14 protein-coding genes are annotated in these 13,518 nt (G+C 30.4%); 11 read left to right on the top strand and 3 right to left on the bottom strand.

Annotated elements, in window-relative coordinates; genetic code table 11:
- Positions 1-20: 20 nt before the first annotated feature.
- The 3 genes from JOP69_RS05560 to JOP69_RS05550 all read right to left on the bottom strand — a co-directional run bounded on the left by JOP69_RS05560 (position 21) and on the right by JOP69_RS05550 (position 3,959).
- On the bottom strand, positions 21-1,196 hold the full coding sequence (locus tag JOP69_RS05560) for an argininosuccinate synthase (RefSeq protein ID WP_203394416.1): 1,176 nt from the start codon (positions 1,194-1,196) through the stop codon (positions 21-23).
- Positions 1,193-1,810, bottom strand: a complete 618-nt coding sequence (locus JOP69_RS05555; protein ID WP_203394417.1) for a GNAT family N-acetyltransferase — start codon at positions 1,808-1,810, stop codon at positions 1,193-1,195. Before JOP69_RS05555 ends, JOP69_RS05560 begins: the two co-directional genes overlap by 4 nt.
- A 661-nt stretch (positions 1,811-2,471) precedes the next feature.
- Positions 2,472-3,959 (bottom strand): NAD(P)H-hydrate dehydratase, encoded by a 1,488-nt coding sequence (locus JOP69_RS05550; protein WP_203394418.1) that lies wholly within the window; start codon positions 3,957-3,959, stop codon positions 2,472-2,474.
- Between the two features lie 214 nt (positions 3,960-4,173).
- On the opposite strand from JOP69_RS05550, the gene JOP69_RS05545 reads away from it, so the two are divergent.
- The 11 genes from JOP69_RS05545 (at position 4,174) to JOP69_RS05495 (ending at position 13,492) form a co-directional block, all read left to right on the top strand.
- Positions 4,174-4,587, top strand: a complete 414-nt coding sequence (locus tag JOP69_RS05545; RefSeq protein ID WP_203394419.1) for a DUF2141 domain-containing protein — start codon at positions 4,174-4,176, stop codon at positions 4,585-4,587.
- Positions 4,588-4,616: 29 nt separating this feature from the next.
- A complete protein-coding gene (locus JOP69_RS05540; protein ID WP_203394420.1) occupies positions 4,617-5,978 on the top strand; it encodes a 2TM domain-containing protein in 1,362 nt (453 codons plus the stop codon).
- Positions 5,978-6,301 (top strand): 2TM domain-containing protein, encoded by a 324-nt coding sequence (locus tag JOP69_RS05535; RefSeq protein ID WP_203394421.1) that lies wholly within the window; start codon positions 5,978-5,980, stop codon positions 6,299-6,301. Before JOP69_RS05540 ends, JOP69_RS05535 begins: the two co-directional genes overlap by 1 nt.
- A gap of 2 nt (positions 6,302-6,303) precedes the next feature.
- Positions 6,304-6,591 carry a 2TM domain-containing protein gene (locus tag JOP69_RS05530; protein ID WP_203394422.1) on the top strand — a complete coding sequence of 96 codons (288 nt, stop codon included), beginning with the start codon at positions 6,304-6,306 and terminating at the stop codon, positions 6,589-6,591.
- 4 nt (positions 6,592-6,595) lie between these two features.
- Positions 6,596-6,907: a 2TM domain-containing protein gene (locus JOP69_RS05525; protein WP_203394423.1), complete on the top strand. Its 312-nt coding sequence runs from the start codon at positions 6,596-6,598 to the stop codon at positions 6,905-6,907.
- Positions 6,908-7,070: 163 nt separating this feature from the next.
- Positions 7,071-7,826, top strand: coding sequence for a LytTR family DNA-binding domain-containing protein (locus JOP69_RS05520; protein ID WP_203394424.1), 756 nt, complete (start codon positions 7,071-7,073; stop codon positions 7,824-7,826).
- Between the two features lie 166 nt (positions 7,827-7,992).
- A complete protein-coding gene (locus tag JOP69_RS05515; RefSeq protein WP_203394425.1) occupies positions 7,993-9,015 on the top strand; it encodes a YhcG family protein in 1,023 nt (340 codons plus the stop codon).
- 273 nt (positions 9,016-9,288) lie between these two features.
- Positions 9,289-10,317, top strand: a complete 1,029-nt coding sequence (locus tag JOP69_RS05510) for a bifunctional oligoribonuclease/PAP phosphatase NrnA (RefSeq protein ID WP_252191199.1) — start codon at positions 9,289-9,291, stop codon at positions 10,315-10,317.
- Between the two features lie 44 nt (positions 10,318-10,361).
- On the top strand, positions 10,362-11,540 hold the full coding sequence (locus JOP69_RS05505; RefSeq protein ID WP_203394426.1) for a winged helix-turn-helix domain-containing protein: 1,179 nt from the start codon (positions 10,362-10,364) through the stop codon (positions 11,538-11,540).
- Positions 11,541-11,591: 51 nt separating this feature from the next.
- Positions 11,592-11,819, top strand: a complete 228-nt coding sequence (locus JOP69_RS05500) for a hypothetical protein (RefSeq protein WP_203394427.1) — start codon at positions 11,592-11,594, stop codon at positions 11,817-11,819.
- Between the two features lie 101 nt (positions 11,820-11,920).
- Entirely contained in the window at positions 11,921-13,492 is a 1,572-nt protein-coding gene (locus tag JOP69_RS05495; RefSeq protein WP_203394428.1) for a helicase HerA-like domain-containing protein, read from the top strand.
- The last annotated feature ends 26 nt before the right edge of the window (positions 13,493-13,518 follow it).

Below are 13,518 nucleotides of genomic sequence, written 5' to 3'. Positions count from 1 at the left end.
CCTTGCAGGATGAGTCGATATTAACTATTTACTTGTCTGTATATTTTATTCTGATTTCCTAATATTTTAATAAATCCTTTTGCATCATCAGCTGTCCACGCTTTGTTTTCTTCACCATACGTGCTAAAAGCACTAGACATTAAGTCGTGATCAGAAATAATTCCGTCTAAAGAAAAATGATACGGTTTTAAAGAAACTACTACGTTACCAGAAACCATTTTTTGAGAACTTTGTAAAAACGCTTCCGTATCTCTCATTACAGGATCTAAATATTGCCCTTCGTGTAAGTGCATTCCGTAGAAACTAGATAAATACTCTTTGTGTTGTAATTGCCATTTAGTTAAGTTGTGTTTTTCTAACAAATGGTGTGCTTTTACAGTAATTAAAGCAGCTGCAGCTTCAAAACCAACTCTTCCTTTTGTCCCAACAATAGTGTCTCCAACATGAATGTCTCTACCAATTGCATACGCAGAAGCGATGTCGTTTAATTTTTCGATATTCACTTCAGGAGCATTTTCTTGTCCGTTTAAAGCAACAAATTCACCATTTTTAAAAGTCAAGGTAACTTTTTCTTCACCTTCTTTTTCTAATTGAGAAGGATACGCTTCACTAGGTAAAGGCAATTCAGATTTTAAAGTCTCAACACCACCAACACTTGTTCCCCAAAGACCTTTGTTTACAGAATACTTCGATTTTTCCCAAGGCATATCAATCCCTTCAGATTTTAAATAATCTATTTCTTCTTGTCTCGTTAATTTCTGGTCTCTAATAGGTGTAATAATTTTGATGCCAGGAGCCAAGGTTTGAAAAATCATATCAAACCTTACTTGGTCGTTTCCTGCACCAGTACTTCCGTGTGCAATATATTCTGCACCAATACTCTTTGCGTATTCTACAATTTCAATTGCCTGAATAATTCTTTCTGCACTTACAGAAAGTGGATACGTAGCGTTTTTTAATACGTTTCCAAAAATTAAATACTTTACTACTTTGTTATAGAAAGTAGAAACAGCATCAATATTTTTATAAGTAGAAACTCCCATTTTATAGGCATTACTTTCTATATGTTTAATTTCTTCTGATGTAAATCCGCCAGTGTTTACACTTACAGCATGTACATCATATTCTTTTGATAAACTTACGGCACAGTAAGAGGTGTCTAAACCACCACTATAAGCAATTACTAATTTTTTCATTTTTTATCTTTTTTTAGAAACAAGTTCTGTTTAATATTCTTTAATTTTTGAAAAACGCTTTCTTTAACTTCTTGAGAGGCTTCTTTATTATTGTTTTTTGGGTCAAACAACATTCCTGTACACAAGCACATTTTTCTTTCTGTTCTTGTTAAAACATCGTAATTTCTGCACGTTTGGCAACCATCCCAAAAAGATTGGTCGTCCGTTAATTCAGAGAAAGTAACGGGTTTGTAACCTAAATCGCTATTTAGTTTCATTACCGCTAAACCAGTGGTAATACTAAAAACTTTTGCATCTGGAAACTTTGTTCTAGAATGCTTAAAAATTACTTGTTTAATAGATTTTGCAAGCCCTATATTTCTATAATCTGGATGTACAATTAAACCTGAGTTGGCAACAAATTTACCATGTCCCCATTGTTCTATGTAGCAAAATCCTGCAAATTTACCATTGTCTAATGCTATAACAGCATTTCCGTTTTCCATTTTAGTGGCAACGTATTCTGGTTTTCTTTTTGCGATACCGGTTCCTCTAACTTGAGCAGCGTCTTCTATTGTTTTACAAATAATATCTGCGTAAACAGTATGTGATTTGTTAGCAATTACAATTTCCATTGCATTGTGTTTTTTATGTTGTTAAAGTTGTTGTTTGTATTTCTTGAATGTAGAACCGGACTCACCTTAATTCTATAATTAATTGATTACCCCAAAAGGGCGAAAAGAAAAACTACGTCGTAAATTGTTATTGTTAAAAATAACGTAAGGATGTAAGTAAGTTTTGTAAGAATTGTTCACGATAAAAAAAATAAAAGGATAAATACTATAATAAGTTAACTTGTTGCTGAAGTAGAATATTAGCGACGGCGGTTGCGCAAGCGCAAGCTGGGACTTATTGTTGTACATAATTTATTTCTTCTTGAAGTAATCATATGGCTAAAGTATATATTTTTTTAAAAGTATTATCAAAAGTGTATCGCTTTTTTATAAGTTTTATTAAATTTAAACAAATTTGAAGTTTGCGTTAAAAATAAATCAACAAAAACCTGAAATAATACTTTTTTCATAATTATGAAGTTGATAAAAGTATAATATATTCATTAATATAGAGCTACGTTTATTTGAAGCCGAAAATTTGTATGCTTTAATTAAAAAAAATAGGGATTCTGTCACAACTTTGTTTGATAATTAACCAATAAAATACAAATATGTTAGTACTAAATTTAAGATTTAAAGAAATGACAAAATATTTAAAATTTGGAGTTTTCTTCCTTACTTGTTATTCGTTTTCAATTTTTAAATAATTGATAATGTCTGAAGCTATTAATGCATTTTCTCCTTTTTGCTTGGTTGCATCATCTCCTGCTTTTCCATGAAAATAAACGCCAATTAAAGCAGCTTTAAGAGGCAGGTAGCCTTGCGCTAATAAGCCTGTAATTATTCCTGTAAGAACATCTCCGCTTCCTCCAGTTGCCATTCCGGGGTTTCCAGAAGTATTAAAAAATAAAGTTCCTTCCAGATTACAAACACAAGTATTTGCACCTTTTAAAACAACAATACATTTGTGTTCTTTTGCAAAATGTTTTTGTTTTTTAAAACATTCTTCAGTAGTTTTCCAAGGACCCACTAATCTTTTAAACTCTTTTGGGTGTGGAGTTAAAATTGAGTTTTTAGGAATGTTATCTATTAATTCTCTGTTTTCGGAAATAATATTTAATGCATCAGCATCTAGTACCAATGGAACTTTTATCGATTTAAAAAGTTGTTTTAAAACTTCTTTTGTCAAGGTGTTTTTTCCAAGTCCCGGACCTATTCCTATAGAATTATAAGAAGAAATATCTGGTAATTTTGAAATATAGGTTTTCTTTTTATCCGTTAAACACATGGCTTCTGGAGTAGAAATTTGAAGAATTTCATAGCCGCATTTTGGAATATATGTGGTTAAAAGTCCGGTGCCGGCTTTTAAGCAAGCTTTAGAGGCTAAAACTGCAGCTCCTATTTTTCCGTAAGAACCTGCAATAATTAAGGAATGACCAAATGTGCCTTTATGAGCATGTTTTTCTCTTTTTTTTACACTTTTAGTAATGGCGCTATCTAATACAAAAATATTGGTAGGTTGTTGTTGTATAAAATTTTCATCTAGACCTATATCTATTACTTTCCAGTCTTTTATGTATTGGTTACTTTCTTGAAAGAAAAATGAACGTTTTGGTCTTTGAAAACTAATGGTTAAATCAGATTTTACGATGAAATTAGAATCAGGTAGTTTATCGCAATAGAAACCAGACGGAATATCAACAGAAATAACATGTTTTTTAGCATCATTTATATGTTGAATAAATTTAGCAGCTAAACCTTCAACTTTTCTACTTAACCCAGTACCAAAAATAGCATCAATAATAATGTCATATTTTAAAAAATCAAAGACATCATCTTCAGATGCTATAATTGTTACTTTGGTAAGTTTGTTAAAATTAGTTTTACAATCAAGAGATAGATTGTTATTTATTTTTATTAAAACGATTTCTACATAATATCCTTTGGCTTGTAATATTCTTGCAATGGCAAAACCATCACCGCCATTATTACCAATACCACAAACAACGGCAATTTTTTGATTTTTGAAAATATTGTTTTCAATGGCACATACAAAGGCTACAGAAGCTCTTTCCATTAGATCTAAAGAAGAAATGCCTTCTTGATTAATAGTATGTGTATCGGTTTCTTTTGTTTGCTTTGCCGATATTATTTTCTTGAGACCTAACATAATTCAGGTTTTTTAAAGTAGTTCAATTTACATTTTTTTATGAAGAAAATTACTTTTAGATTTAAAAAAGTATCAAATTTTATGTGGAATTACAATTCATCCTAAAAAAGATACAACTCGGTAATCTTTAATTTAAAAAACTAGGGTTGTATTGCATCTTTGTATCATAATTAATTTATGCTGAACTTGTTTCAGTACCTAAAAACAATATATTATGAAACTTATTTTAGCAATTTTAGTAACAGGAATGATATTTATTACAAATGCAATAACTGCACAAAACAAAACAATTACTGCAACGGTAGTAAATGTAACTTCAGATGCGGGTAAAGTAGGATTTGCTTTATACAACAAAACTAATTTTAGAATGAAACCTTTACAAAGTGTAACTTCTAAAATCACTGAGGGAAAAAGTACTATAACTTTTACAAACGTGGAAGCAGGAGAATATGCCATTATTTGTTATCATGATAAAAATGATAATGATAAAATGGATTTTATGCCAAACGGAATGCCTTTAGAAAATTATGGTGCTTCTAATAATAATATGTCTTTTGGTCCACCAAAATTTGAGGATGCAAAATTTAGGGTTATTGATAAAAATGTATCTTTAGAAATTAAATTTTAATAAGTTTATAGCCTACTTAATTCCATAAAATGAAAACATCAAACCCAAATTTCTTTGATAAAATAAAAAATGATTTTATTGTTTGTACAAAACTTACTGTAGTTATAGGGATTGTTTTTATAATTATAAATCAGCAATTTAGTTTTAAAGGAATTGGGTTAACGTTTTTAATTTCTGGGATGTATTCTTTTACTTTAGGCCTTGGAAACGGCATTATAAATGAATATTTAAATACAAAATGGGATTGGGTTAAAGAAACCAATAAAAGAGTTTGGGCAGGCATTATTACTACCGTTTTATATACAGTTATTGCCGTTTTAATAATTCATTACATTCAATATATAGCGCTCTTTGGTTATCAGTTTAAAAACTTCTTTCAAGGAAATTTAGTTTGGGTGCATTTATTTGCTATCATATTTTCTTTGGGTGTAGCTGCTTTTTTTCATGCAAAAGGTTTTATGGATAACTGGAAATCTGCCATGACCCAAGAAACTACAAAACAAGAAATTGTAGCAAAAACGGAAACAGCAAAATTTGAGTCTTTAAAAAATCAATTAGATCCACATTTTTTATTTAATAGTTTAAATGTCTTAACGAGTTTGATTGGCGAAAATCCTGCGCAAGCAGAAAAATTTACCACAAAACTATCTAAAGTTTACAGATATGTTTTAGAGCAAAGAAATAAAGATTTAGTGCCTATTGAAGAAGAATTAAAATTTGCAAAAACCTACATGCAATTATTAGAAATGCGTTTTGAAGATGCAGTGAAATTTAATATTCCAGATTCAATTAGTAATAACGACTTAAAAATTGTGCCACTTTCTTTGCAACTTTTGTTAGAAAATGCGGTAAAACACAATGTAGTTTCTTCTTCTAAACCCTTAGCAATTAGTATTTATGAAGAAGATACTTACTTAATAATAGAAAACAATGTAAATCCGAAAGAAGCAATAGGTAAAAGTACCAAAGTAGGGTTGCAAAATATTGCCGATAGGTATGGATTGATCACTCATAAAGGAGTGAAAATAGAAAATAATAACAAAACTTTTAAGGTGAGTTTACCTCTCTTATATAAAATGAACGACATTATGTACACAGACGATTTAGAAAATAGCAAATATGTAAAAGCAGTAGAAAGAGTAGAAAAATTAAAAGAATTTTATCAGAATTTAGCAGCTTATTGTATTGTAATTCCTTTTTTAATTTTTATCAATTTAAGATTCTCTTCGGGGTTTCACTGGTTCTGGTTTCCAATTTTTGGATGGGGAATGGGATTGGCATTTCACTTTTTAGAAGTTAATAATTACAATATTTTCTTGGGCAGCAATTGGGAAGAAAGAAAAATTAAAGAAATGATGGATGAAGAGAATCAATCTAAAAATAGACGATAATGGAACGCGAATTTACACAAGAACAAAAATATATTTTAGCAAAGAAAAGAGTTGAAAAGATAAGTAAATTCTATAAGCACTTGGCAACCTATGTTATTGTAAATATCTTTTTAAGTGCCATTTTTATTGTTGGAGATATGAATGATGGAGTTACATTTATGGAAGCTGCTTCTGATTATCATAATTATAAAATTTGGATGTATTGGGGAATCGGAGTTGCATTTCAGGCATTAAATACTTTTGGTTTAAGTTTGTTTCTAAATAAAGATTGGGAGCAAAAGAAGATTCAGAAATATATGGATGAACAAAATTATAGAAGATAATCATGGAGACAAGTTTAGCTCAAAAACAACAGTATATTAAAGCTCAAAAAAGAGTGAAAAAGATAAAAGGGTTTTATACACATTTAAGTATTTACTGTATTGTGATTCCTATTATCATTTTTGTAAATTTAAAGTTTGAACCTCATTTTCATTGGTTTTGGTTCTCTTTATGTGGTTGGGGAACAGGGCTTTTCTTTCATTGGTTATCCGTTTTTGGATTGAATTTAATAGGTTTAGGAAAAGATTGGGAAGAAAAGAAAATTAAAGAATTTATGAACGAAAAGAATTAAAACGATGCAACAAGATTTTAGACAAGAGGACAAGTATATAAAGGCTAAAAAACGTGTAAAAGCCATAAAAGGATTTTACGTCCATTTAATGGTGTACGTTTTAGGAAACATTTTTATTAGTGGAATTGTTATCTTTGGCTTAATACAAAGTGGTTACACTATAGTAGATGCTTTTTCTAATTTCGGGGTTTATTCTACCTGGCTTTTTTGGGGAATAGTAATGTTTTTTCATTGGATGGGTGTTTTCGGTTTTAAATCTATTGGTTTTGGAAATGATTGGGAAGAAAAGAAAATTAAAGAATTTATGGAAAAGTAGTTTTGTTACACAGAGATTCACGGAGAAAAAGCTGAGATTCACAGAGTTTTTTTACAAATTAGAATAAAAGACCGGTTTTATAGTTTTTTTTCTTTGCGCACTTAGCGAAAACTCTTCGCGAACTTTGCGTTAATTTTTAACCTTTTTTACAAACCACAAACTTATGAACGTATTAATAATTGAAGATGAAAAGCCTGCAGCAAGAAGACTAAATAGAATGTTAGCTGCTTTAGATTTAGAAGTTCAGCAAATGTTGCACTCTGTAGAAGAGTCTTTAAATTGGTTACAGAATAACGAGCATCCAGATTTAATATTTTTAGATATTCAGCTTTCGGATGGATTGTCTTTTGAAATTTTTGAAGAAATTGACGTAAAATCTGCCATTATTTTTACGACTGCGTATGATGAATATGCGTTAAAAGCATTCAAATTAAATAGTATTGATTATTTACTAAAACCATTAGATGAAGATGAACTTAAAGTTGCGGTAGATAAATTTAAAGAGCATCGGCCAAAACAAACAGATGTTCAAGTTAATCTAGATGATATTAGAAAATTATTGGTAAACCCGGTAGATAGAAAGTTTAAAAAACGAATTTCTATTAAAGTAGGGCAGCATATAAAAATTATTCCTATTAATGATGTTGAGTGTTTTTATAGTGAAAATAAATCGACGTATATTCATACCAAAGAAAATAGAAATTACTTGTTAGATAACTCTTTAGAAACATGGCAAGAACAATTAAATCCGGAGCATTTTTTTAGAGTCAACCGAACTTTTATTGTGCATATAAATGCAATAAAAGACATTATTGCATATTCTAATTCTCGTTTAAAATTGATGTTACATTCTTATTCTGAAACTGAAATTATAGTGAGTAGAGAACGTGTAAAAGATTTTAAAAACTGGATTGACTGATGCAGTAAGTTTTATAATTTAGTTTGTTTCTAAAAGAATAAAACTCGTACTTCGCTAACTATGAATATAAAACATTTAAACGTTCCATATTCACGTTAACGTTGTGCGCAAGCTGAAAAAAGGAAGAAAAACAGTATAATAAAACATAAAATTATACTTTTACAAAATGGAGAAAAAATCTAGTTTAACTAATCATCAAAGTGACTTAATAGAAAGTATTAAATCTATTATTTCAAATTCACGAAAAAAAGTTGCAACTAAGGTAAATCATGAATTAATCCTGACTTATTGGAAAATTGGTGAACAAATTCTTTTGAATGAGCAGAAAGAAAGTCTTGATATGAAAACAGCAAATCAAGTAATTCTAAAACTTTCTAAAGAATTAACAAATGAATTAGGTCGTGGATTTTCTCGTTCTAATTTATTTAATATGAGAAAACTACATCTTGAGTATAAAGATATCCAGACACTGTCTGGACACTTAAGTTGGTCTCATCTCTGTGAATTATTAATAATAGAAAATTTAGAAAAAAGACAGTTTTATGAAACTGAGACAAAAAATTCTAAATGGTCAATAAGAGAATTAAAAAGACAAATAGATAGTTCTCTTTTTGAAAGATTATTACTTTCTTCTGGAAAAGCTAATAAAGAAAAAATAATAGAATTATCTAAAAAAGGACAAGAATTAACTAAACCTGAAGATATTGTAAAAAGTCCTTATGTTTTTGAATTTCTGGGAATTCCAGAAAACAAACCAATGCTAGAAAAAGATTTAGAAGCAAAGTTAATTAGACATATTGAGGATTTCTTATTAGAGTTAGGAAAAGGTTTTATGTTTGTTGGATCTCAACAAAGAGTAACAATTAATAATACTCACTATTACGTAGATATGGTTTTTTATAACAAAATATTAAAATCATATATATTAATAGAACTTAAAACTACTAAGCTAAAAATATCAGATGGAGGACAATTAAACACTTATTTGAATTATTACAAAACTGAAGTTAATGATGATAATGACAATCCTCCTATTGGAATAATTTTATGTACCGAGAAAGATGAAATTACAGCTGAATATATTTTAGGCGGATTTGAAAATAATGTATTTGCTTCAAAATACACTTACATATTACCAAACAAGGAAGATTTAATTAAAGAATTAGAAGAAGTAATTAAAAATGAATAGCCAGTGCCCAACACCGTGTATTAAAAATTGCTAAATTAGTGCTTAACCAAAAGTAGTTGCTTTTTTACTCACTTCAATTTTCCAGTGGAAAATAGCCGCTAATTAAAAACGCAACTTTCAATACACAACAACGTTAGCGAAGTATCTTTAGAATATTTTTTCAACAAAACCTTCCAAAACTTCCGCCTCCATTAAACTTTAAATTCTTCCTTCCACACCACAATAATAACCTAACTTTGCATCCCTTTAAAAAGGAAAATATTGCTATAATAAATGGCAATTGCAAAAACACAATCTATGAATATTTACAAACAAATAGAAGCAGAAATTTTAGCTGCATCAAATATTGTTATTACAGCACATAAATCTGCAGACGGAGACTCAATCGGATCCTCTTTAGGCTTACTTTATTTTATTGAAAAATTAGGAAAAAAAGCAGCGGTTTGTCATCCAGACAAAGCACCCGGTTTTTTAGATTGGTTAGATACTTCTTCAATTCTTTTAATGGATGAAAATCCTGAAGAAGTAACAGAACAAATGCAGAAAGCAGATTTAATTTTCTGTTTAGATTATAATGCAACCAATAGAGTAGGATCAGTAATGCAAGTATTGTTAGAAGCAGCAACTTGTAAGAAAATAATGATAGATCATCATTTAAACCCAGAAGAGTTTCCTACAATCACTGTTTCAGAAACAACAGCATCGTCAACATCACAATTAATTGTAGATTTAATAGAGCAATCAGGTCATTTAGATTTGTTAGATGAAAAAATAGGAACGCCTTTATACTTAGGTATTTTAACAGATACAGGAAGTTTTAGATTCAATTCTGTAAAACCGAGAACACATGAAGTTTTAGCCAAAATTTTAGCTGCGGGAGTAGAGCATCATTTAATTCACGAGAAACTAAGTGATAATAATACAGAAACTCGTTTGCGTTTGCAAGGATATGCAATGAGCGAAAAATTAGTGATTTTGTACGATTATAATGTGGCTATTATATCTTTGTCTAAAGAAGAATTAGCAAAATATCAGTATAAAAAAGGAGATACCGATAGTTTAGCAAACTTAGTTTTATCCATAAAAGGAATGAAAGCTGCGATTGTATTTACAGAAAGAGATGGAATTATGAAAATTTCTTTCCGATCTAAAGGAGCAGAAAATCCAGTAAATATGTTGGCAAAAGAACATTTTAATGGAGGTGGACATGCAAATGCTTCTGGTGGAATGAGTGATTTAACTGTTGATGAAACTTTAGAGAAATTAAAAGGATTGATTCCTCAGTATTTTCAAAAACAGTAAGAATAGCCTTGTAAAATAGATTAAAAATAAATACAAGACTCTGCATGAAAGAAATACTTTCACCAATAGAAGCTCAAAAGATAGTTTTGCTTTCTCAACGTGTTTTGCCTGGTGAGTTAAAAGGTGCGTCATTAGCTAATACACTTGCCAGTATTGAACATCTTGGTTATGTGCAGATAGATACCATTTCTGCTATTCAACGTGCCCATCATCATACGTTATGGAATAGAAATCCAGAATATCAACTTTCTGATATTGATACGTTAATTGAAACCAAACAGATTTTCGAATATTGGTCGCATGCGGCAGCATATCTGCCAATTCGAGACTATAAATATTCACTTCCTCGTAAACAAGCTATTTTAAAGAACGAACAAAGTCATTGGTTTCAGAAAGATGTCAAACTCATGGATGCCATACTAAAACGCATAAAAAACGAAGGGCCTTTAATGGCAAAGGATTTTGTTCACACAGCTAAAGTTGGGGAATGGCAAAGTAAACCGGCAAAGCAAGCTTTAGAGAATTTGTTTATACAAGGAGATTTGATGATTTCTAATCGTAAGAATTTTCACAAAGTATATGACCTTACGGAACGCGTTTTACCAGAGAATATTGATGTGAAATGCCCTACTCAGCAAGAACATATTCGTTTTTTAATTACAAGCTATCTAAGAGCCAATGGTATTGGTATGGCAAGTGAAATTGCCTATTTACTTAAAAATACCAAAACACTTGTTTCTTCTGAACTGAAGGATATGTATGCTAACAATGAATTATTAGAAGTGCATGTTAAGGGACAAGTATATTACGCCTTGCCTAATGTTTTGAGTTTGTTAAGTAAGCCCATAAATAGTCAACTAAAAATTCTTTCTCCTTTTGATAATTTATTGATTCAGCGTAAACGCATACAGCACTTATTTAATTTTGATTACAAAATAGAATGTTATACTCCAGCTGCAAAACGTAAATATGGCTATTTTTCATTACCCATTCTTTGGGATGGGAAATTAGTGGCAAGAATGGATTGTAAGGCTGATAAAAAGAGTGCGACGCTTCATATTCATCATTTATTTTTTGAAGAAAACTTTTCTTTTAATGATGACTTTAAAGCTGCTTTTATTAAAGAGATAGGGGTGTTCAAAAACTTTAATAATTGTACAGATGTTGAAGTCCATAAAACAACACCTAGCTCATTATTAAGGACCATTAAATCCATTTCTTAGTGGATATTAACGATTGTTTCAGGTGCAACTAGTTCATTTGATTTTGTTTAGGTGTTTTGGATTGCGAGTGTAAATACCGGATTAGGAACTTGGAGTACGGCTGCAATTTTATTTCCAATCGCTTGGGTAGAAATGATTATTGGAGCTTGGATAGCATCTAAACTTTATTCAAAAAAAGATCAAAGAATTATTGAGGAATTAAAACATGTAAACGCATCAGCAACCAATCAGTTAATTAAGGGGGTAGAACTTAAATTAGATCAATTCTTGAAAAATTAAAGAAAACTCACGTTAATTTTTTCTAAACAAATTCAAACAAACTCTTTAAATAATTTCCTAACAATTAAACTTTGATTATTTTTATCAAAATTTAGTTTTAAATGAGTCAGAAGGAAGAGTTTTTCGAATATATTAATAACGGTTACAAAACCAAAGGCGATTTTATAGCATTAGGTGCAGCAATGTTAGGGGAAGAAACCATAACAGATGCCATCGTTAAAATTCCACTTAAAACCTTGAATAGGCATGGTTTAATAGCAGGGGCAACCGGTACAGGTAAAACAAAAACGTTGCAAGTTTTAGCCGAAAATTTATCAGAAAAAGGAATTCCGGTCTTATTAATGGACATTAAAGGAGATCTTTCTGGTTTGGCGCAACCAAGTCCTGGACACGCAAAAATAGACGAACGTCACGCCAAAATTGGTTTCCCGTTTACAGCACAAAAATTTCCAATAGAAGTTTTAACCATTTCAGAGCAAGACGGAACAAGAATGCGTGCTACGGTATCAGAATTCGGACCTGTTTTATTATCAAGAATTTTAGACTTAACAGAAACTCAAAGCGGAATTGTTGCCATCATTTTTAAATATTGTGATGACAATAAATTTGCGCTTTTAGATATTAAAGACTTCAAAAAAGTTTTACAATATGTTACCAACGAGGGGAAAGAAGAAATTCAAGCAGAATATGGTCGAATTTCATCATCATCTACCGGTGCAATTTTGCGTAAAATTGTTGAAATAGAACAACAAGGAGGAGATTTATTCTTCGGAGAAAAATCTTTTGATGTAGAAGACTTAACCAGAGTAGATGAAGACGGAAAAGGAATTATTTCTGTATTGCGTTTAACCGATATACAAGACAAACCAAAGTTGTTTTCAACATTTATGTTACAATTATTAGCTGAGGTTTATGAAACTTTTCCGGAACAAGGAGATAGCGGAAAACCAGAGTTAATTATCTTTATAGACGAAGCACATTTGGTGTTTGAAGAAGCTTCTAAGGCCTTATTAAATCAGATAGAAAGTATTGTGAAATTAATTCGTTCTAAAGGAATCGGATTGTATTTTGTAACGCAAAATCCTAAAGATGTGCCAGAAGATATTTTAGCGCAATTGGGATTAAAAATTCAGCATGCATTAAGAGCTTTTACTGCAAAAGATAGAAAAGCAATTAAGTTGGCGGCAGAGAATTATCCTTCTTCAGAATATTATGATACTAAGGAAGTTTTAACGCAATTAGGAATTGGAGAAGCGTTTGTTTCTGTTTTAAATGAAAAAGGAATTCCCACTCCGTTGGCAAGAACCATGTTGCGTGCACCCATGAGTAGAATGGATGTTTTAACAGATAAAGAGTTGAAAAATGTAATAAATAATTCGCGTCTTTTTTATAAGTACAATGAAAACTTAGACAGAGAAAGTGCGTATGAAATGTTAAATGCCAAGATAGAAAAGATTAACAAGGCAGAAGAAAAAGCAATACAAGCAGAGGCCGATAAAAAAGAAAGAGAAAAAATAGCAAAGGAAAAAGAGAAAGAAAGACAAAGAGAAGAAAGAGCAACAAGAAGTACAACAAGAAGAAGAAGTACAGCTCAAAACCCGCTTATAAAAGTATTAACAAGCGCCACTTTTATTAGAGCGGCATTTGGTATCTTAAAAAAAGTATTAAAATAATATTTTCATAATAAACGTTTAAACAA

The organism is Polaribacter sp. Q13 (genome assembly GCF_016858305.2).
Taxonomy (GTDB): domain Bacteria; phylum Bacteroidota; class Bacteroidia; order Flavobacteriales; family Flavobacteriaceae; genus Polaribacter.
The sequence above is the reverse complement of the archived record's forward strand: the minus strand, read 5'-3'. Positions and strand labels throughout refer to the sequence as shown.

Excerpts from the sequence above, each read along its gene's own strand:
- JOP69_RS05525 (WP_203394423.1), top strand. The coding sequence starts at position 6,596 with ATGCAACAAGATTTTAGACAAGAGGACAAGTATATAAAGGCTAAAAAA.
- JOP69_RS05530 (WP_203394422.1), top strand. The coding sequence starts at position 6,304 with ATGGAGACAAGTTTAGCTCAAAAACAACAGTATATTAAAGCTCAAAAA.
- JOP69_RS05560 (WP_203394416.1), bottom strand. The coding sequence starts at position 1,196 with ATGAAAAAATTAGTAATTGCTTATAGTGGTGGTTTAGACACCTCTTAC.
- JOP69_RS05495 (WP_203394428.1), top strand. The coding sequence starts at position 11,921 with ATGAGTCAGAAGGAAGAGTTTTTCGAATATATTAATAACGGTTACAAA.
- JOP69_RS05510 (WP_252191199.1), top strand. The coding sequence starts at position 9,289 with ATGGCAATTGCAAAAACACAATCTATGAATATTTACAAACAAATAGAA.
- JOP69_RS05515 (WP_203394425.1), top strand. The coding sequence starts at position 7,993 with ATGGAGAAAAAATCTAGTTTAACTAATCATCAAAGTGACTTAATAGAA.
- JOP69_RS05545 (WP_203394419.1), top strand. The coding sequence starts at position 4,174 with ATGAAACTTATTTTAGCAATTTTAGTAACAGGAATGATATTTATTACA.
- JOP69_RS05540 (WP_203394420.1), top strand. The coding sequence starts at position 4,617 with ATGAAAACATCAAACCCAAATTTCTTTGATAAAATAAAAAATGATTTT.
- JOP69_RS05555 (WP_203394417.1), bottom strand. The coding sequence starts at position 1,810 with ATGGAAATTGTAATTGCTAACAAATCACATACTGTTTACGCAGATATT.
- JOP69_RS05505 (WP_203394426.1), top strand. The coding sequence starts at position 10,362 with ATGAAAGAAATACTTTCACCAATAGAAGCTCAAAAGATAGTTTTGCTT.
- JOP69_RS05535 (WP_203394421.1), top strand. The coding sequence starts at position 5,978 with ATGGAACGCGAATTTACACAAGAACAAAAATATATTTTAGCAAAGAAA.
- JOP69_RS05520 (WP_203394424.1), top strand. The coding sequence starts at position 7,071 with ATGAACGTATTAATAATTGAAGATGAAAAGCCTGCAGCAAGAAGACTA.
- JOP69_RS05550 (WP_203394418.1), bottom strand. The coding sequence starts at position 3,959 with ATGTTAGGTCTCAAGAAAATAATATCGGCAAAGCAAACAAAAGAAACC.